This window comes from Pseudomonas sp. MIL9 (assembly GCF_016887925.1).
GTDB lineage: Bacteria > Pseudomonadota > Gammaproteobacteria > Pseudomonadales > Pseudomonadaceae > Aquipseudomonas > Aquipseudomonas mohnii.
On sequence record NZ_JAFEHE010000020.1, the window covers coordinates 268900 to 286197 of the forward strand.

Annotated in this window: 18 protein-coding genes and 1 riboswitch; of the genes, 12 read left to right on the forward strand and 6 right to left on the reverse strand. The window is 61.2% G+C overall.

Features of this window, described 5'->3' with window-relative positions; genetic code table 11:
* Positions 1–51 precede the first annotated feature (51 nt).
* The 4 genes from JQF37_RS20845 to purM form a co-directional block, all read right to left on the reverse strand.
* Positions 52–468 carry an OsmC family protein gene (locus JQF37_RS20845; protein WP_047531858.1) on the reverse strand — a complete coding sequence of 139 codons (417 nt, stop codon included), beginning with the start codon at positions 466–468 and terminating at the stop codon, positions 52–54.
* 143 nt (positions 469–611) lie between these two features.
* Positions 612–1325, reverse strand: coding sequence for a DUF3108 domain-containing protein (locus JQF37_RS20850; RefSeq protein WP_130203736.1), 714 nt, complete (start codon positions 1323–1325; stop codon positions 612–614).
* Between the two features lie 8 nt (positions 1326–1333).
* Positions 1334–1984: a phosphoribosylglycinamide formyltransferase gene (gene purN, locus JQF37_RS20855; protein ID WP_130203735.1), complete on the reverse strand. Its 651-nt coding sequence runs from the start codon at positions 1982–1984 to the stop codon at positions 1334–1336.
* Positions 1984–3042, reverse strand: coding sequence for a phosphoribosylformylglycinamidine cyclo-ligase (gene purM, locus JQF37_RS20860; protein ID WP_130203734.1), 1059 nt, complete (start codon positions 3040–3042; stop codon positions 1984–1986). Before purM ends, purN begins: the two co-directional genes overlap by 1 nt.
* 383 nt (positions 3043–3425) lie before the next feature.
* Between purM and JQF37_RS20865 the strand changes: the two genes are divergently transcribed.
* From JQF37_RS20865 to JQF37_RS20890, 6 genes are all read left to right on the forward strand, one after another.
* A complete protein-coding gene (locus tag JQF37_RS20865; RefSeq protein ID WP_130203733.1) occupies positions 3426–4484 on the forward strand; it encodes a DUF2066 domain-containing protein in 1059 nt (352 codons plus the stop codon).
* Positions 4485–4520: 36 nt separating this feature from the next.
* Positions 4521–5594, forward strand: a complete 1074-nt coding sequence (locus tag JQF37_RS20870) for an AI-2E family transporter (protein WP_130203732.1) — start codon at positions 4521–4523, stop codon at positions 5592–5594.
* Positions 5595–5791: 197 nt separating this feature from the next.
* On the forward strand, positions 5792–6496 hold the full coding sequence (gene hda / locus JQF37_RS20875) for a DnaA regulatory inactivator Hda (RefSeq protein WP_007898944.1): 705 nt from the start codon (positions 5792–5794) through the stop codon (positions 6494–6496).
* A 227-nt stretch (positions 6497–6723) separates the two neighbouring features.
* Positions 6724–7371: an NlpC/P60 family protein gene (locus JQF37_RS20880; protein WP_130203731.1), complete on the forward strand. Its 648-nt coding sequence runs from the start codon at positions 6724–6726 to the stop codon at positions 7369–7371.
* A gap of 165 nt (positions 7372–7536) precedes the next feature.
* Positions 7537–8073 (forward strand): C40 family peptidase, encoded by a 537-nt coding sequence (locus JQF37_RS20885; RefSeq protein WP_130203730.1) that lies wholly within the window; start codon positions 7537–7539, stop codon positions 8071–8073.
* Between the two features lie 18 nt (positions 8074–8091).
* On the forward strand, positions 8092–8754 hold the full coding sequence (locus JQF37_RS20890) for a class I SAM-dependent methyltransferase (RefSeq protein WP_130203729.1): 663 nt from the start codon (positions 8092–8094) through the stop codon (positions 8752–8754).
* A gap of 108 nt (positions 8755–8862) precedes the next feature.
* On the opposite strand, the gene JQF37_RS20895 is transcribed toward JQF37_RS20890, so the two are convergent.
* Both JQF37_RS20895 and JQF37_RS20900 read right to left on the reverse strand, forming a co-directional pair.
* Entirely contained in the window at positions 8863–10176 is a 1314-nt protein-coding gene (locus JQF37_RS20895; RefSeq protein WP_130203728.1) for a sorbosone dehydrogenase family protein, read from the reverse strand.
* Positions 10177–10243: 67 nt separating this feature from the next.
* On the reverse strand, positions 10244–10828 hold the full coding sequence (locus tag JQF37_RS20900; RefSeq protein ID WP_130203727.1) for a hypothetical protein: 585 nt from the start codon (positions 10826–10828) through the stop codon (positions 10244–10246).
* 152 nt (positions 10829–10980) lie between these two features.
* A riboswitch (cobalamin riboswitch) is annotated at positions 10981–11213 on the forward strand.
* A gap of 81 nt (positions 11214–11294) precedes the next feature.
* On the opposite strand from JQF37_RS20900, the gene cobO reads away from it, so the two are divergent.
* Genes cobO through JQF37_RS20930 form a run of 6 tightly spaced genes read left to right on the forward strand, consistent with a single transcriptional unit; the run spans position 11295 to position 17284 of the window.
* On the forward strand, positions 11295–11906 hold the full coding sequence (gene cobO / locus JQF37_RS20905; RefSeq protein WP_130203726.1) for a cob(I)yrinic acid a,c-diamide adenosyltransferase: 612 nt from the start codon (positions 11295–11297) through the stop codon (positions 11904–11906).
* 10 nt (positions 11907–11916) lie between these two features.
* On the forward strand, positions 11917–13299 hold the full coding sequence (locus JQF37_RS20910) for a cobyrinate a,c-diamide synthase (protein WP_130203725.1): 1383 nt from the start codon (positions 11917–11919) through the stop codon (positions 13297–13299).
* Positions 13296–13946, forward strand: coding sequence for a 5,6-dimethylbenzimidazole synthase (gene bluB, locus JQF37_RS20915; RefSeq protein WP_130203724.1), 651 nt, complete (start codon positions 13296–13298; stop codon positions 13944–13946). The genes JQF37_RS20910 and bluB overlap by 4 nt, the downstream gene beginning before the upstream one ends.
* Entirely contained in the window at positions 13943–14851 is a 909-nt protein-coding gene (gene cbiB / locus JQF37_RS20920) for an adenosylcobinamide-phosphate synthase CbiB (RefSeq protein WP_130203723.1), read from the forward strand. The genes bluB and cbiB overlap by 4 nt, the downstream gene beginning before the upstream one ends.
* Positions 14844–15836 carry a threonine-phosphate decarboxylase CobD gene (gene cobD / locus JQF37_RS20925; protein WP_130203722.1) on the forward strand — a complete coding sequence of 331 codons (993 nt, stop codon included), beginning with the start codon at positions 14844–14846 and terminating at the stop codon, positions 15834–15836. The genes cbiB and cobD overlap by 8 nt, the downstream gene beginning before the upstream one ends.
* Entirely contained in the window at positions 15833–17284 is a 1452-nt protein-coding gene (locus tag JQF37_RS20930) for a cobyric acid synthase (protein ID WP_130203721.1), read from the forward strand. Before cobD ends, JQF37_RS20930 begins: the two co-directional genes overlap by 4 nt.
* Positions 17285–17298 lie beyond the last annotated feature (14 nt).

The following is a 17298-nucleotide window of genomic DNA, read 5'->3' on the forward strand; positions in this document are numbered from 1 at the left end:
GACTGAGCGGGTGATGCATTCGAGCATAACCCGCCAGCGCAGCCCTTGCCGCTATTGGCTGAAAGCGCCTTCGGACAAATGGGTTTCGATGCTGACGTCGCTGGTGGTCATCAATTTGTGGATCGGGCAACGATCCGCCACGCGGTGCAGTTCTTCGCGCTGGGCATCGGTCAGCACGCCCTTGAGGGTCAGTTTGACGTGCAGCGCGTACTTGCCTTTCTGCTCCTGGCTGTTGTCGCGCTTGACCTCGACGCCGACACCGGTGAGCGGGATGTCCTTTTTCTTTGCGTACATTTTCAGTGTCAGGGCCTTGCAGGCACCGAGGGCGGCGTCGAAGTAGTCGTGTGGCTCTGGCGCCGAACCCTCGCCACCGGCTGTGGTGGGCGCATCGGCAAAGAGTTCATGGTCGTCGATCTGGACGCTGTGACGCAAACCTTCGGCGGAAACGGTGTTGACGGTGACAGTCATGGGAAACCTCGCAAGCGACAGGAAAAGTCATTCGATCAAAAAAGACCTTGAAGGTATAGAGCATGCGTGCGGCGACGCGTTCCGGTTTTTTGTTCCGGCATGAAAAAGCCCCGCGATGGCGGGGCTCTTTGTCTTGATCCGGCTCAGCTGCCTTTGACGGTCTTGCCGTTGACCTGGCCGTCCAGGAGCATGATGTTGTACTCCTTGCCGTCGGTTTCGACCTGTTGCAGGCGGACCAGCAGGTAATCCCAGTCCTTGGCGAACCACAGCACGGTGGTGCGCTTGCTTTGAGTCGGGTCACGCACGCGCTCGACCTTGATCGCATCGATCTGGCCAGCCTTGGTGTCGACTTTTTCCGAACCCAGCACGCGGAAGTCATAGGTATCGACTTCGCCATCATCGACAACCTGATAGCTCATGCTCTTTTTGCCGGCGGCCACGTCATGCTGCAGCGCCAGTTGATAGGTGGATTTGTCGACCATGCCGCGATTGAGCGGAATATTGACCGCGTCGCCACGATCGGTGCCGGTGACCTTCTTGGCCGTCCAGTCGAAGTCCAGATCAGCTTTCTTGGCCTTGCCCAGGCCGCCGCGTGCGAAGTGGTAGGACTGCGGCAGCAGAGTGTCTTTGTCGACGGTCAGCGTGCTTTCTTCTGACAGGCTGGCGATCATCATCGAAGCCTTGAAGCTGAGTTTCCAGACGCCATTGGCTTCCTTGGTCAGGCTGCGTTCGGCGGTGCCGCTCATGGGCAACTGCTTCCAGTCTGCGGTGTAGCTGGCGGAGAAAGGTTGAAGGTCTGCAGCCTGCGCGAAGGGCAGGGCGAGCAGGGCGCAAGCGAAGAGCAGGGCACGACGCATAAAGTCTCCTAGGTTCGAATCAAGTGGCCGTTGGCCGCGAGTAACTGTCCATCCAGTAAAGCACCCTGCTCACCGAGCGATAACCGACCTTCTGCAAACCAGCGGACGGCCATCGGGTAGATCAGGTGTTCCTGAACATGGACCCGCTGCGCCAGGCTCTGCGGCGAGTCGTGCAACTCTACCGGTATTACAGCCTGTACGACCAGTGGTCCGCCATCGAGTTCCTCTGTGACGAAGTGCACGGAGCAGCCGTGTTCGGTGTCCCCGGCTTCCAGCGCCCGCTGATGAGTGTGTAACCCTTTGTATTTGGGCAGCAGCGAGGGATGGATATTGAGCAGGCGACCCTGATAGTGGCGCACGAAGTCAGCGCTGAGGATGCGCATGAAACCGGCCAGGACCACGAGTTTGGGATTGAAGGCGTCGATCAGTTCAATCAGAGCGGCATCGAAGGCCTCGCGGCCGTCGAAAACCTTGTGATCCAGGAAGCGGGTGTCGATGCCCGCATCCCTGGCGCGTTGCAGGCCGTAGGCGTCGGCGCGGTTGGAGATCACCGCAGCGATGCGGACCGGGCTGTCGCCGGTCCGCGTGCTGTCGATCAAGGCCTGCAAGTTACTGCCGGTGCCGGACAGCAGCACCACCACATCACAGGTCTTAGGCATCAGTGAGCCTTGAGGTTTTTCAGTTCAACCTGGGCTGCGCCTTCGGCAGCAGTGGAGATCTGACCGATGACCCATGGCTGCTCGCCGGCTTCACGCAGGACCTTCAGGGCAGCGTCCACGTGCTCTTGCGCCACGCAGATGACCATGCCCACGCCGCAGTTCAATACGCGGTGCATTTCGTTCTCGTCGACGTTGCCTTTCTCTTGCAGCCAGTCGAACACCGCTGGACGGGTCCAGCTTGCCACGTCAACCACGGCTTGAGCGCCTTTTGGCAGTACGCGTGGAATGTTGTCCAGCAGGCCGCCACCGGTGATGTGGGCCATGGCTTTGACGGCGCCGGTTTCCTTGATCAGCTTGAGCAGCGGCTTGACGTAGATACGGGTCGGGGCCATCAGCAGGTCGGTCAGCGGCTTGCCGTCGAGCTGGGTGTTTTCGATGTCGGCACCGGACACTTCGATGATCTTGCGGATCAGCGAGTAACCGTTGGAATGCGGGCCGGACGACGGCAGGGCGAGCAGGGCATCGCCGGCTGCGACTTTGGAACCGTCGATGATTTCGGATTTTTCCACGACGCCGACGCAGAAACCGGCCAGGTCATAGTCTTCGCCTTCGTACATGCCAGGCATTTCAGCGGTTTCGCCGCCAACCAGGGAGCAGCCGGACAGTTCGCAGCCAGCACCGATGCCGGTCACGACCTGAGCGGCGGTGTCGACGTTCAGTTTGCCGGTGGCGTAGTAGTCGAGGAAGAACAGCGGCTCGGCACCGCAGACCACCAGGTCATTGACGCACATGGCAACCAGGTCGATGCCGATGCTGTCGTGTTTGTTCAGGTTCAGCGCCAGGCGCAGTTTGGTGCCGACGCCGTCGGTACCGGAAACCAGCACGGGCTGCTTGTAGCCAGCCGGGATTTCGCAGAGGGCGCCAAAACCGCCCAGGCCGCCCATGACTTCCGGGCGCGCAGTGCGCTTGGCGACGCTCTTGATGCGTTCGACCAATGCTTCACCGGCGTCGATGTCTACACCGGCGTCCTTGTAGCTCAGGGAGGGTTGCTTGCTCATGATCCAGGCCTTTAGGGGGGATTCAGGGGTAACGACCGGGTCCAGCGGGGCCGCCGAAATCGACGAGGGCGATTGCCTCACGCGATATTCGAAGGTGCCCGGCTGTTGCCGGTCTGCGAAGGCGCGCGATTTTATCAGGCTTGAAGGGCAGCGGCCATCCTCAGGCCGACGGCAGGGGCATATCCGCCTAAAAAAATCGTATTTGTCCCGTTTGGTGGCATCCTTCACGCCTGCTCAAGGTACCGCCATTAAGCGTCTATCGTTATGACAGTGCGAAAACTTACTCGGGACGTGTGAATGTTTTGCGCCGGGCGATGGTCACAGCCTTGCTCGATCGTCTTCATGCGGCCTGTTCCAGCCGCTCTTGTCGCCAGGAATCTTTCATGCGTTTTTCCAAATTCTTGTTTGTGGGCTGTTTATCCCTGACCAGTCTGGTCAGTCATGCCGAAACCGTCAAAGGCCTCTATCAAGTGCGCGAGCCCGTCAGCAGCCAGACGCAGGAGGAGCGTGATCAAGCGACTCAGCGCGCGCTGGACACCCTGGTATTGCGCCTGACCGGTGACCCCAAGGCAGCTCAGAGTCCGGGGTTGGCGGCGATTCGCAAAGATCCGCAGCAAATCATCAGTCAGTACGGCTTTGACGCAGGACCGCCGGAAGTGTTGAAGGTCGATTTCGACCCGACAACCACCGAGCAGGCGTTACGTCGCGCCGGGTTGGCCATGTGGGGCGCCAATCGGCCGTCGATCCTCGGCTGGTGGTTGAACGATTCTGCGGAGGGATCAAGCCTGGTGGGTGATGGCCAGGCCAGTGCGACGCCGTTGCGCCGGGCAGCACAGCACCGTGGTTTGCCGTTGCGCCTGCCGCTTGCGGACCTGGGTGAGCAAGTCGTCGCCACGGCGCCGAATCTGGAAAGTTCCGATCCGGCAGCGTTGCGCGCCGCCTCGGAACGTTACAACGCCGACGCCGTGCTGGCCGTGCATGCCCGCGAAGAGGGCGGTCAATGGCAGGCCAAATGGCACTTATGGCTGGGTGATCAGAAAGAAGCCGGCAGTGTGCAGGGGGCCGATCAGGCTGCCGTGGCGGACGCAGTGATGCTCGCGGTCAATGAGCGTCTGGCGCCGCGATTCGTCGCCAGGCCGGGGGCTTCGACGCAGCAGTTGCTGGAAGTGCAAGGCATGAACCTTGAGCGCTACGCGACGCTCGGACGTTTACTGGAACCCTTTGGCGGGCGTCCGCAAAGTGTCGACGGTGACCGGATTCTGTATCGGGTCAATGGCAGTACCGATCAACTGCGGGCGCAGTTGTCACTGGCGAAGTTGCAGGAGGTGGCCGCGGCGCCAACCCCGGCACCGGCACCACCTGTCCAGCCCGTAGCGGACGGTTCGACCCCGGCTGCTGCGCCATCTCCGGTTGCGACGCCGCAATTGCATTTCCGCTGGTAGATTATCTTTCTTTATATAGAAGCAATGGAGTGGTTCATGGCCGATACGCGGCGTTGGTTCTGGTTGGGTGGAGTGGTCCTGCTCTGCGCGTTTGTCTGGCTGTTGCATCCGATCCTTACGCCGTTCCTGGTGGCGTTGCTGCTGGCCTATCTGTTCGATCCGTTGGTGGATCGGCTGGAAAAGGCCGGGTTGTCTCGGACCTTGGGTGTGGTCGCGGTGTTCGCGCTCTTCACCTTGATCTTCACCGCGTTGCTGCTGGTGCTGGTGCCGATGCTCGCCAAGCAGTTGTTCCGGTTATATGAGCTGGCGCCACAGATGCTCGATTGGCTGCAGCACACTGCATTGCCGTGGGCGCAATCGAAGTTCGGGTTGTCGGAGGGGTTCTGGAAATTCGACAAGCTCAAGGCTGCGATCAGCGAACACATGGGCCAGACCACCGATATCGTCGGAGTGGTACTGAGTCAGGCGACAGCTTCCGGCCTGGCGTTGATTGGCTGGTTGGCCAACCTGGTGTTGATTCCGGTCGTGAGTTTTTACCTGCTGCGGGACTGGGACCTGATGATGGCCAAGATCCGCAGCCTGCTGCCGCGTGACCGTGAAGAGCGCGTGGTGTCGCTGGCCGGTGAATGCCATGAGGTGCTGGGAGCGTTTGTCCGTGGCCAGTTGCTGGTGATGGTGGCGTTGGGTGTGATCTATGCCGCGGGCCTGATGCTGGTGGGGCTGGAGTTGGGGCTGTTGATCGGCCTGATTGCCGGTCTGGCGGCCATCGTGCCGTACATGGGTTTCGTCATTGGTATTGGCGCCGCCTTGATAGCGGGCCTGTTTCAGTTTGGTGGCGATCTGTATCCCATGGTCGGCATCGTCGCGGTGTTCATGGTGGGGCAAGCGCTCGAAGGCATGGTGCTGACGCCATTGCTGGTGGGAGACCGGATTGGCCTGCACCCGGTGGCGGTGATTTTCGCCATTCTGGCCGGTGGTGAGTTGTTCGGGTTTACTGGCGTTTTGCTGGCGCTGCCGGTCGCGGCGGTGATTATGGTGCTGGTGCGCCATGTGCATGATTTGTATAAGGATTCTGATATGTACTCGGGTGTTGACGAACCTGAACTCTAGGCCTTGCCATGGGTAGCCCGGCTCGAAGCCGGGTTATCGCCGGCTCCGCCAAAGAAACTGTCATAAAACCAGGGCGCCAACGCAAACCTTTGATTTTGCTTGTGGTCTGTCGCATTGTGCGGTCGGCGTCACGGGTATAAACTTCGCAAACTTTACACAGAGGCCACTAACGGTTCCTTTGGAACTGTTCAGTCAGCATGAAACCGATTCAGCTGCCCCTAGGTGTGCGTCTGCGTGATGACGCCACCTTTATCAACTACTACCCAGGCGCCAATGCCGCTGCACTCGGCTATGTCGAGCGTCTATGCGAAGCCGACGCCGGCTGGACCGAAAGCCTGATTTACCTATGGGGCAAGGACGGGGTAGGGCGTACGCATCTGTTGCAGGCGGCCTGCCTGCGCTTCGAGCAGTTGGGCGAGCCGGCGGTGTATTTGCCGTTGGCCGAATTGCTGGACCGCGGTATCGAAATTCTCGACAACCTTGAACAGTACGAACTGGTCTGCCTGGATGATCTTCAAGCGGTGGCCGGCAAGGCCGACTGGGAAGAAGCGCTGTTCCATCTGTTCAATCGCCTGCGCGACAGTGGCCGACGACTGTTGATTGCCGCATCGACTTCCCCGCGTGAACTGCCGGTGAAGCTGGCAGACCTCAAATCCCGCCTGACCCTGGCGCTGATCTTCCAGATGCGTCCGCTTTCGGACGAAGACAAATTGCGTGCCCTGCAACTTCGCGCCTCGCGGCGAGGACTGCATCTGACCGACGAGGTCGGGCACTTTATTTTGACCCGTGGAACCCGCAGCATGAGTGCGCTTTTCGAGTTGCTCGAACGGCTCGATCAGGCCTCCCTCCAAGCACAGCGCAAGCTGACTATTCCCTTCCTGAAAGAGACGCTTGGCTGGTAGAAAAAAACCGGGAATGCCAAGGCCGGCGGGGCTTTCGGCATATTTCAGGCGCCAGGAAATACGCTTTCCTGCAAGGCTGCAGGCTGCGCAAGTGTTCAATATGGGCCTAAGCGCTTAGATGTTGGCAAGAAACCGATAAGTCACAAAAAGTTCGATTGAATTTGCAAATGAGGATGATAGCGGGCATAGTCTCGACTTCTTTACAACTATCAGCCACGGTCGTGCCCATGCTAAAGCGCTTCGCACCCCTCGTGCCTCTCGCACTCGTCACCCTGTTATTCGGTTGCGCTGCTCACTCTCCAGTGTCCCAGCAAGAGCAGCAGCAACAGGTTAAAAATTCTGTTACCGCACAGTCGTCCGCTCGTTACCAGGACGCTTTTTACCAGGAAGAGAAGGCCACTGAAAAAGAGCTGGCTGACTTCGCCGATGGCAAGTCGTATCAACTTCCGGCACTGGCGGACAGCATCCTCGAACGCGGCATGTCCCTGATCGGTACCCGTTACCGTTTCGGCGGCACTTCTGAAGCCGGTTTCGATTGCAGTGGGTTCATCGGCTATCTGTTCCGTGAGCAAGCCGGCATGAACCTGCCACGCTCCACTCGCGAAATGATCAACGTGGATGCGCCACTGGTGTCTCGCAGCAAGCTCAAGCCTGGCGATCTGCTGTTCTTCGCCACCAACGGTCGTCGCGGTCGTGTCAGTCACGCCGGGATCTACCTGGGTGACAACCAGTTCATCCACTCCAGCAGCCGCAAAAGCGGTGGTGTCCGGATTGATAGCCTGGGCGACAGCTACTGGAGCAAGACCTTCATCGAAGCCAAGCGAGCTCTCGCGATGGCGCCAAACGCGGCTCCGATCGTGACCGCACGCAATTAAGCGGACATTTTGTAAGGCGAACTTAAAGTCTTACTTGAAGTTTGCCGCATAAGCGCTAGAATCTGGTCTATGAATGATGGCAAACCGCCTGCGTAACGCGCAGGCGGTTTTCTTTTCTGCACCCCCAGCAGAAAAACGCCGCAGCCAGATCAGGATGCTCTGCTTATGTCGACGTCGGCCCGCCTCGCAATCATGCTTTTCGCAGCGCTGCTCAGCGCTTGCGCCAGCCGCACACCGCCGCCTGCGCCGGTGGCTCGCGCTCCTCTCGTTTTCGGTTCGTCCCAAGCCTTTTCGCCTGAAGCGGAAGACGTACTGTTTCGTGCGTTGGGCCTGGTGGGTACGCCGTATCGCTGGGGTGGCAATACACCGGATTCCGGGTTCGATTGCAGTGGGCTGATCGGCTACGTGTACCGTGATGTCACCGGTATCTCGCTGCCACGCACCACTCGCGAAATGATCTCCATGCAAGCGGCCAATGTGGGCAAGGAAGGCCTGCAGACGGGTGACCTGATCTTCTTCGCCACCAATGGCGGTTCGCAGGTCAGTCATGCAGGCATCTACGTTGGCGAAGGTCGCTTCGTCCATGCGCCAGCCACCGGCGGCACGGTGAAGCTCGACAGCTTGTCCAAGGCGTATTGGCAGAAAGCCTACCTGAGCGCCAAGCGCGTCCTGCAACCGGAACACCTGGCGCGCAACCCGTAACAGCCAGAGGGTGCTGCCATGACCGCTCGCACGCTCAATCTTGACGACTCGCTCTATCACTATCTGCTTGATGTGTCCCTGCGCGAAACGCCGCTGCTCAAGCGCTTGCGCGACGAAACCCAGGCGTTGCCCATGGCGCGCTGGCAGGTGGCGCCGGAGCAGGGGCAGTTTCTTGCATTGCTGGTGAAACTGACCGGTGCGCGACGTCTGCTGGAAATCGGAACGTTCACGGGGTACAGCGCGCTGTGCATGGCTGCGGCACTGCCCGATGACGGCTCGATGATCTGCTGCGATATTCCCGGCGACTACAATGCCACCGCACGTCGTTACTGGCGGGAGGCCGGCCTGGCCGAGCGTATTGATCTGCGTCTGGCGCCCGCGCTGGAGACCCTCGCCGAACTGGAGAGGCAAGGGCAGGGCGGGCAATTCGATCTGGTCTTCATCGACGCCGACAAGGCCAATTATCCCACCTACCTTGAACACGCGCTGCGGCTGCTGCGGGTGGGTGGATTGGCGGTGTTCGATAACACACTGTGGAGCGGTCGGGTACTGGAAGAGCATCCGCAGAGTGCAGACACCCGAGCCATCCAGGCGCTCAACCGTGCCTTGAAGGATGACTCGCGCGTGGACCTGTCGATGTTGCCGTTGGGCGATGGGCTCACGCTCTGCAGCAAACGGTGATCCTTGTGGAAGCGGGCTTGCCCGCGATGGCGGCAGTTCAAGCAACCTCCATGTTGCATGTGTCGGCCTCATCGCGGGCAAGCCCGCTCCCACAGGTTTGATGTGTAATTATTTAGCTGCTGAAACCCGCCAAACCTTGTTCCCGACATCGTCCGCCACCAACAAGGCGCCTTGCTGATCTATCACCACGCCCACTGGCCGGCCCATGGCTTTTTCTTGGTCATTGAGAAAACCCGTGAGCACATCCACCGGTTGCCCGCTTGGTTTGCCGGCGTCGAACGGCACGAATATCACTTTGTAGCCGCTGTGCGGCTTGCGGTTCCATGAGCCGTGCTGGCCGATGAAGGCGCCCTGGATGAATGGCGCCGGCAACCGGCTGCCTTCGGCAAACGTCAGTCCCAGGGACGCGGTGTGCGGGCCGACCGCATAGTCCGGCGCGATCGCCTTGGCCACCAGGCCCGGGTTTTGCGGCTCGACGCGAACGTCGACATGCTGGCCGTAATAGCTGAAAGGCCAGCCATAGAACGCGCCGTCCTTGACCGAGGTGATGTAGTCCGGCACCAGATCGCTGCCGATTTCATCGCGCTCATTGACCGCCGTCCACAGGGCGCCGCTGTGCGGCTCCCAGGACAGGCCATTGGGGTTGCGCAAGCCCGAGGCAAAGATCCGGTGATTGCCGGTGGCGCGGTCCACTTCCCAGATCGCCGCACGGCCTTCTTCCTTGTCCAGGCCGTTTTCGGCAACGTTGCTGTTCGAGCCCACCGTCACGTACAGCTTGCTGCCGTCCTTGCTGGCGATGACATTCTTGGTCCAGTGGTGATTCAGTGTGCCGCCGGGCAGGTCGAGTACTTTGATCGGTTGCGACTTGATCGCTGTATCGCCGTTTTCATAGTGAAAGCGCAGCAATCGATCGGTGTCGGCGATGTACAGGTCATTGCCGACCAGCGCCATGCCGAAGGGCGAGTTCAGGTTTTCCAGAAACACCGTGCGGGTTTCCGCGATGCCGTCGTGGTCCTGGTCGCGCAGCAGGGTGATGCGATTGGGGCTCGGCACGCCCGCACCGGCGCGCCCCATGACTTTCTTCATGACCCAGCCGCGTATGCCTGTCCCGTCATCGGGTTTGGGCGGTGCATTGGTTTCGGCCACCAGCACGTCGCCATTGGGCAGCACGTAGAGCCAGCGCGGATGGTCGAGGTTCTCGGCGAACGCGGCCACTTGGGTGCCGGCAGCGGCGACGGGTTTGGCGCCCTCCGGCCAGCCGATCGCCGGGGCAATGTTGACCGTCGGAATCAGCGTCTTGTCGGGTTCTGGCAGTTTGGGTGACGGGCCGGTGCCGTCGGAGACTTGCAGGCTGGAGGTGTCACCGCAAGCGGCGAGTCCTCCGGCGAGCGCGATAGCGAGTACGAGTTGGGGCTTGCGCATACTGATCTTCCCTATGAATGCAGTGACCTGGTCAGTAGAGAAGTTACGTTGCGCGATGGTTCAACCGTTAGCCGCGAGCTTCCTTGAACAGCACGGCAATGCCGGGATGATAGTGACCCCCTTCGTTGTGCAACTTGCGGTAGGCGTAGGGGAAATACCAGGCGACGGCGCAGGAGTGCTCCTTTTGCAGGTCGTCGACCATGTCCTGCAATTCTTCCGGGGTGGCACCATGCTGGGTTTTCTGCGGTGCCACAAACAGGCAGCCGAGTCTCAGGTCGCTGGCGTAACTGATGCGTTTGGCCTCGCTGGTGATATCGAGCAGGGCCTGGGTCAGGTTCAGGCTGTTCACCCGTGGCCAGCGTTGTGTGGCTTGAATCCAGGCGCGTGCTTCGGGTGTGGCGATAAACAGGTCGGCACGACCGTTGCGTTCGCCTTCATCGATTTGCTTGCGGGTGGGCGATTGTTGCAGGGTGACCATTTCGGCCATCCAGGCAGCGGCGGAAAGCAGGCCGAGATTGGCTTTTTCGTCGAGCCAGTAAGGCGTTTCGTTATCGCCGCGTACGGCGTTGTAGCGGTCGATACAGTCAAACCAGCGCTCCAGCACCGGGCGCAGGAATTCCAGTTGCGGATTGCTGATGGTCATGCCTTGCATGGGGCTCACCCTTGTTATTGTGATGTGGGGTTGTGGCTCTTTGATATCATTGCTTGAAGTGTGGCACAAGATTGGCGTCAGTTTATTGATCAACGGCAGTTATTCGCTCGCGTCCCCCGTCTTCAATTGACGCTCCACCCCCAACCCTCTAACCTTCGCGGCTTGTTTCAGGTGCTCTGTGACTTGGGTCGACAGAGTGAAACAGGGAAGCCGGTGAGCAGGTCCTTCAATGCGTGAAGGCCTTCGATCCCGGCGCTGCCCCCGCAACGGTAAATGAGTGAAAGCTGCGCCTTGAGCCACTGCGTCGTCATTGATGCGGGAAGGCGCGCAGCCAGGCCAACGCCGCTCATGAGCCCGGAGACCGGCCTGATCCATTCAAGCGGCATCACGGTGGGCGATGCCAGGCTTCTTGCCGTCTGTTCTTGTGCCTGCCCGCCGTTATCCTGCCTCAACGGAGAGCTCTCCCATGACTGATACCCCTGATCGTGACGAACGTCATCTGGCGCGCATGTTGCGCAAAAAAGCCGTAATCGATGAACGCATCGCCAACTCCCCGAACGAATGCGGCCTGCTGCTGGTGCTGACCGGCAACGGCAAGGGCAAGAGCAGCTCGGCGTTCGGCATGCTGGCCCGCTCGATGGGCCACGGCATGCAGTGCGGTGTGGTGCAGTTCATCAAGGGGCGCAACAGCACGGGTGAAGAGCTGTTCTTCCGGCGCTTCCCGGAACAGGTTCGTTTTCATGTGATGGGCGAAGGTTTTACCTGGGAAACCCAGGATCGCCAGCGCGACATCGCCGCCGCCGAAGCCGCGTGGGACGTGTCCCGTGAACTGCTTGGAGATCCGTCCATCGGTCTGGTGGTGCTGGATGAGTTGAACATCGCCCTCAAGCACGGTTACCTCGATCTGGATCGGGTGCTCAGTGACTTGCAGGCTCGCCCGCCAATGCAGCACGTGGTGGTCACCGGTCGTGGCGCCAAGCCTGAGATGATCGAGTTGGCCGACACCGTCACTGAAATGGGCATGATCAAGCACGCCTTCCAGGCCGGTATCAAGGCGCAGAAAGGCGTCGAGTTGTGAGTCGCGCGGTATGAATAGCCCTCGTCAATGCCCGGCGGTACTGATTGCCGCGCCGGCCTCCGGTCAGGGCAAGACCACCGTCACCGCCGCGCTGGCCCGTTTGCATCGCAATCAGGGACGCAAGGTTCGTGTGTTCAAATGTGGCCCGGACTTTCTCGATCCGATGATTCTGGAGCGCGCCAGCGGTGCGCCGGTGTATCAACTGGACATGTGGATGGTCGGCGAGCAGGAGAGTCGGCGTCTGTTGTGGGAGGCCGCAGGCGAAGCGGACCTTATCCTCATCGAAGGTGTCATGGGGCTGTTCGATGGCACGCCGTCCAGTGCCGACCTGGCGCGGCACTTCGGTGTGCCGGTGCTGGGTGTGATCGACGGCACCGCCATGGCGCAGACCTTTGGTGCCCTGGCCCTGGGGCTGGCGCGCTATCAACCCGACTTGCCGTTTGCCGGTGTCCTGGCCAACCGCGTGGGCACCCTGCGTCACGCGCAGTTGCTTGAAGGCAGCCTGACCGAAGGCCTGCGTTGGTATGGCGCGTTGTCCCGCGAAACCGCTATCGAATTGCCGAGTCGTCACCTTGGCCTGGTGCAGGCCAGTGAGTTGAACGATCTCGATCTGCGCCTCGATGCGGCGGCCGAAGCCCTGGCCAGCAGTTGCGAGGTGGCGCTTCCGCCGGCCGTGGAATTCGCTGCCCCGGATGTGATCGCTGCCGAACCACTACTGGCGGGTGTGCGCATTGCCGTGGCCCGTGATGAAGCCTTTGCCTTTACCTATGGCGCCAGCCTGGATTTGCTGCGGGCCATGGGCGCCGAGTTGTCGTTCTTTTCACCGATGCGTGACAGTCGTCTACCCGAGGCAGACAGCCTCTATCTGCCGGGCGGCTACCCGGAATTGCATCATGTGGCGTTGTCGCAAAACACCTCGATGCTGAACGCGATCCGCGCGCACCACGAGGCGGGCAAACCCTTGCTCGCCGAATGTGGCGGCATGTTGTATTTGCTCGATTCGCTCACCGATGTCGAAGGTACGCGTGCAGAATTGGTCGGCCTGCTGGCCGGGGATGCGGTGATGCAAAAGCGTCTGGCAGCGCTGGCGCTGCAGGCTGTCGAATTGCCGGAAGGTTCCCTGCGTGGGCATACCTATCATCATTCGCTGACCACCACCGGGCTCGTGCCGATTGCCCGTGGCTTGAGCCCCAATGGCGGTCGCGGGGCGGAGGCGGTTTATCGTGAGGGGCGGATGACAGCTTCTTATGTGCATTTCTATTTTCCGTCCAATCCGACCGCTGTAGCCGCATTGTTTGCACCCGATCTTGAGGACGCCTTCGCCGGCAAGCCGGCTCCTGCAGTTGATCACCTGAACCCTGTAGGCGCTGGCTTGCCAGCGAAGAGGCCATGACCGACAACGCATTCACCGAAGCCGAACGCGCGGCGGTCTACCGGGCCATCGGCGAACGTCGCGACATGCGTCACTTCAGTGGTGGCACGGTTGAGCCTGAATTGCTGCGGCGGTTGCTCGAAGCCGCGCACCAGGCGCCAAGTGTCGGCTTGATGCAGCCCTGGCGGTTCATCCGCATCAGCGACCAAACCCTGCGCGGCCAGATCCGGGAACTGGTGGAGCAAGAGCGCATTCGCACCGCCGAAGCCCTCGGCGAACGCACCGACGAATTCATGCAGCTCAAGGTCGAAGGCATCAATGATTGCGCCGAGGTGTTGGTGGCGGCGCTGATGGACGATCGCGAGCGGCATATTTTCGGTCGTCGCACCTTGCCGGAAATGGACATGGCCTCGTTGTCCTGCGCGATCCAGAACCTGTGGCTGGCGTCCCGGGCCGAAGGCTTGGGCATGGGCTGGGTCTCGCTGTTCGAACCGCAAGCCCTGGCCGATTTGCTCGGCTTGCCGCCCGGTGCCAAACCATTGGCCATTTTGTGCCTGGGACCGGTCAAGGAATTCTACCCGGCACCGATGTTGGTCCTTGAAGGCTGGGCGCAGGCGCGTCCGCTAAGTGAATTGTTGTATGAAAATTATTGGGGAGTGCGCCAATGAGTGTGGCGTTGTTGAGTGTCGCCGCCGTGGCGCTGGATGCGCTGCTGGGTGAACCCAAACGCTGGCATCCGCTGGTGGCGTTCGGCCGGTTTGCCGAGCGTATCGAGCAACGTTTCAACGCGGGTGGTCGCGGCTGGCGCAGTCACGGGGTCACCGCGTGGGTGATTGCGGTGTTGCCGTTGACCTTGTTGGCCACGGCATTTTCCTGGGCGCCTTATGTGGGCTGGATGGTCGAGATTCTTGCGTTGTACTGCGCCCTCGGCATGCGCAGCCTGGGCGAACACGTCGAACCCGTGGCCAGGGCCTTGCGCAGCGATGATCTGGAGGAGGCGCGTACGCGCGTCAGTTACCTGGTCAGCCGCAAGACCAGCGAACTGGATAAAACCGAAGTGGCCCGTGCCGCCACCGAGTCGGTACTGGAAAACGGCAGTGACGCCGTGTTTGCCGCGCTGTTCTGGTTTGCCGTGGCCGGTGCGCCAGGCGTGGTGCTCTACCGTTTGAGCAACACGCTGGATGCCATGTGGGGCTATCGCAATGAACGCTTCGAGCGTTTCGGCTGGGCGGCAGCCAAAATCGATGATGTGCTCAATTACATTCCCGCGCGTTTGGTGGCATTGACCTACGCCTTGCTGGGCAAGACCCGACTGGCCTTGAAATGCTGGCGGACCCAGGGCCCGACCTGGGACAGCCCGAACGCCGGCCCGGTGATGGCTGCGGGCGCCGGTGCGCTGGGCGTCGAATTGGGTGGGGCGGCGATCTATCACGGTGAACTGCATCAACGTCCGCAACTGGGTGAAGGCGTGCCGGCGGATGCCGACTCCATTGATCGTGGCTGGCAACTGGTCCAGCGCGGGGTATGGTTATGGCTGCTGATTCTCTGCCTGGGGGCTGAATTTTATGCTTGAGCACGGTGGACGGTTGCGCAAGGCAGCGCTCGAATACGGCATCGAGGAAGCCGATTGGCTTGACCTGTCCAGCGGCCTCGCGCCCTGGCCGTTTCCCGTTCCGGATATCCCGCTGCGGGCCTGGGCGCGGCTGCCGGAAAACGATGACGGGCTGGAACAGGCCGCCTGCGATTACTACGGCACCCTGCAGGTATTGCCGGTGGCGGGGTCGCAGATGGCCATCCAGTTACTGCCGCGTCTGCGTCGGGCGGGGAAGGTGGGCGTGCTGTCGCCGTGTTATGCCGAACATGCCGAAGCATGGCGCCGCAATGGCTACATCGTGCGTGAGGTGCTGGAGCAGGAAGTCGATTTTTTTGTCGACAGCCTGGATGTGTTGGTGGTGGTCAACCCGAATAATCCCACCGGCTTGAGCCTGCCCCCCGCTCGCCTGCTCGACTGGCATTCACGGCTGGCCCAGCGCGGTGGCTGGCTGGTGGTGGACGAAGCATTCATGGACAACACACCGCAGCAGAGCCTGGCGCCGTTCTCTCATCTGGTCGGCCTGATCGTGCTGCGTTCGTTCGGCAAGTTCTTTGGTCTGGCCGGGGTGCGGCTGGGATTTGTCCTGGCCGAGCGCAAGTTGCTCAAGTTGCTCGCCGAACAAGTGGGGCCATGGGCCGTCAGCGGTCCGACCCGGGTGGTGGGCCAGGCCTGCCTGCGTGATGTCGAAGGGCACGCATCGCAACGCGTGCGCGCGGAAGTGGCCAGTGAACGTCTGGCGGCGCTCCTGGAGCAGCACGGTTTCAAGCCTGACGGCGGCTGCGCATTGTTCCAGTGGTTGATCACCGATCGCGCCGAAGAACTGCATGAGTTCATGGCCCGGCGCGGCATTTTGCTGCGGTTGTTCACGCACAACAGCAGTCTGCGCTTCGGGTTGCCTGCCGATGAAGCCGACTGGGTGCGTCTTGCCGCCGCATTTGCAGCCTTTGCCAAGGAAGGCCAATGACAACGTTGATGGTGCAGGGCACCACATCCGATGCCGGTAAAAGCACACTGGTGACGGCGTTGTGTCGTTGGGTTACGCGTCAGGGCGTCAGCGTGGTGCCGTTCAAGCCGCAGAACATGGCGCTCAACAGCGCCGTGACGGCCGACGGTGGCGAAATCGGTCGCGCGCAAGCCGTGCAGGCACAGGCCGCTTACCTCGAACCGCACACCGATATGAACCCGGTGCTGCTCAAGCCCAACAGCGATACCGGCGCTCAGGTGATCATCCATGGTCGCGCCGTCACGACCATGAACGCCGTCGCCTATCACGACTACAAAGCCATCGCCATGCAAGCGGTGCTGGCTTCCCACGCGCGGTTGAGTGCGGCGTATCCGGTGGTGATGGTCGAAGGTGCGGGGTCGCCAGCGGAGATCAACCTGCGTGCCGGGGACATCGCCAACATGGGCTTCGCCGAGGCGGTGGATTGCCCGGTGCTGCTGATCGCCGACATCAATCGTGGCGGGGTGTTCGCGCATCTGGTGGGGACGCTGGAGCTGCTGTCGCCCAGCGAGCAGGCGCGAGTCAAGGGCTTCATCATCAATCGCTTTCGCGGCGATATCGCCTTGCTGCAACCCGGCCTCGATTGGCTGGAACAGCGCACCGGCAAGCCAGTGATCGGCGTGCTGCCGTACGTGCTGGATCTGCACCTGGAGGCCGAGGATGGCATCGATCAGCGCCAGACCGACAAGGCCGATCAGGTTTTGAAAGTGGTGGTGCCGGTGCTGCCGCGCATCAGCAACCACACCGATTTCGACCCGTTGCGCCTGCACCCGCAAGTGGACCTGCAATTCATCGGTCCCGGCCAGGCGATTCCGCCAGCCGATCTGATCATCCTTCCCGGCTCGAAAAGCGTGCGCAACGACCTGGCGTATCTGCGCGCCAACGGTTGGGAAACCGCGATCTCGCGACACCTGCGCTACGGCGGCAAAGTGCTGGGCATCTGCGGCGGTCTGCAAATGCTCGGCGAGCAGGTGCACGATCCGCTGGGCCTGGAAGGCGTTCCGGGGTCCAGCGCCGGGCTGGGGTTGTTGGCGTTTGAAACCCGACTCGAAGAACACAAGCAGCTGCGCAATGTGCGCGGGCGTCTGGCGCTGGAGAATGCTGAAGTCAGCGGCTATGAAATCCATGCCGGCGTCACCACCGGGCCGGCGCTGGAAAACGCCGCCGTACTGCTCGATGACGGACGCTGTGACGGTGCGCAAAGTGTCGATGGGCAGATTTTCGGCACCTATCTGCACGGTCTGTTCGAATCCCCGGCAGCGTGCAGCGCCCTGTTGCGTTGGGCGGGCTTGCAGGCTGTGCAGGACGTGGATTACCACGGATTGCGCGAGCGGGATATCGAGCGGCTGGCGGATCTGGTGGAGACGCATCTGGATACCGGGCTGCTGCGTGAACTCTGTGGGATTTGAAGTGACTGCACAGG

Excerpts from the sequence above, each read along its gene's own strand:
- JQF37_RS20845 (WP_047531858.1), bottom strand. The coding sequence starts at position 468 with ATGACTGTCACCGTCAACACCGTTTCCGCCGAAGGTTTGCGTCACAGC.
- JQF37_RS20850 (WP_130203736.1), bottom strand. The coding sequence starts at position 1,325 with ATGCGTCGTGCCCTGCTCTTCGCTTGCGCCCTGCTCGCCCTGCCCTTC.
- purN (WP_130203735.1), bottom strand. The coding sequence starts at position 1,984 with ATGCCTAAGACCTGTGATGTGGTGGTGCTGCTGTCCGGCACCGGCAGT.
- purM (WP_130203734.1), bottom strand. The coding sequence starts at position 3,042 with ATGAGCAAGCAACCCTCCCTGAGCTACAAGGACGCCGGTGTAGACATC.
- JQF37_RS20865 (WP_130203733.1), top strand. The coding sequence starts at position 3,426 with ATGCGTTTTTCCAAATTCTTGTTTGTGGGCTGTTTATCCCTGACCAGT.
- JQF37_RS20870 (WP_130203732.1), top strand. The coding sequence starts at position 4,521 with ATGGCCGATACGCGGCGTTGGTTCTGGTTGGGTGGAGTGGTCCTGCTC.
- hda (WP_007898944.1), top strand. The coding sequence starts at position 5,792 with ATGAAACCGATTCAGCTGCCCCTAGGTGTGCGTCTGCGTGATGACGCC.
- JQF37_RS20880 (WP_130203731.1), top strand. The coding sequence starts at position 6,724 with ATGCTAAAGCGCTTCGCACCCCTCGTGCCTCTCGCACTCGTCACCCTG.
- JQF37_RS20885 (WP_130203730.1), top strand. The coding sequence starts at position 7,537 with ATGTCGACGTCGGCCCGCCTCGCAATCATGCTTTTCGCAGCGCTGCTC.
- JQF37_RS20890 (WP_130203729.1), top strand. The coding sequence starts at position 8,092 with ATGACCGCTCGCACGCTCAATCTTGACGACTCGCTCTATCACTATCTG.
- JQF37_RS20895 (WP_130203728.1), bottom strand. The coding sequence starts at position 10,176 with ATGCGCAAGCCCCAACTCGTACTCGCTATCGCGCTCGCCGGAGGACTC.
- JQF37_RS20900 (WP_130203727.1), bottom strand. The coding sequence starts at position 10,828 with ATGCAAGGCATGACCATCAGCAATCCGCAACTGGAATTCCTGCGCCCG.
- cobO (WP_130203726.1), top strand. The coding sequence starts at position 11,295 with ATGACTGATACCCCTGATCGTGACGAACGTCATCTGGCGCGCATGTTG.
- JQF37_RS20910 (WP_130203725.1), top strand. The coding sequence starts at position 11,917 with ATGAATAGCCCTCGTCAATGCCCGGCGGTACTGATTGCCGCGCCGGCC.
- bluB (WP_130203724.1), top strand. The coding sequence starts at position 13,296 with ATGACCGACAACGCATTCACCGAAGCCGAACGCGCGGCGGTCTACCGG.
- cbiB (WP_130203723.1), top strand. The coding sequence starts at position 13,943 with ATGAGTGTGGCGTTGTTGAGTGTCGCCGCCGTGGCGCTGGATGCGCTG.
- cobD (WP_130203722.1), top strand. The coding sequence starts at position 14,844 with ATGCTTGAGCACGGTGGACGGTTGCGCAAGGCAGCGCTCGAATACGGC.
- JQF37_RS20930 (WP_130203721.1), top strand. The coding sequence starts at position 15,833 with ATGACAACGTTGATGGTGCAGGGCACCACATCCGATGCCGGTAAAAGC.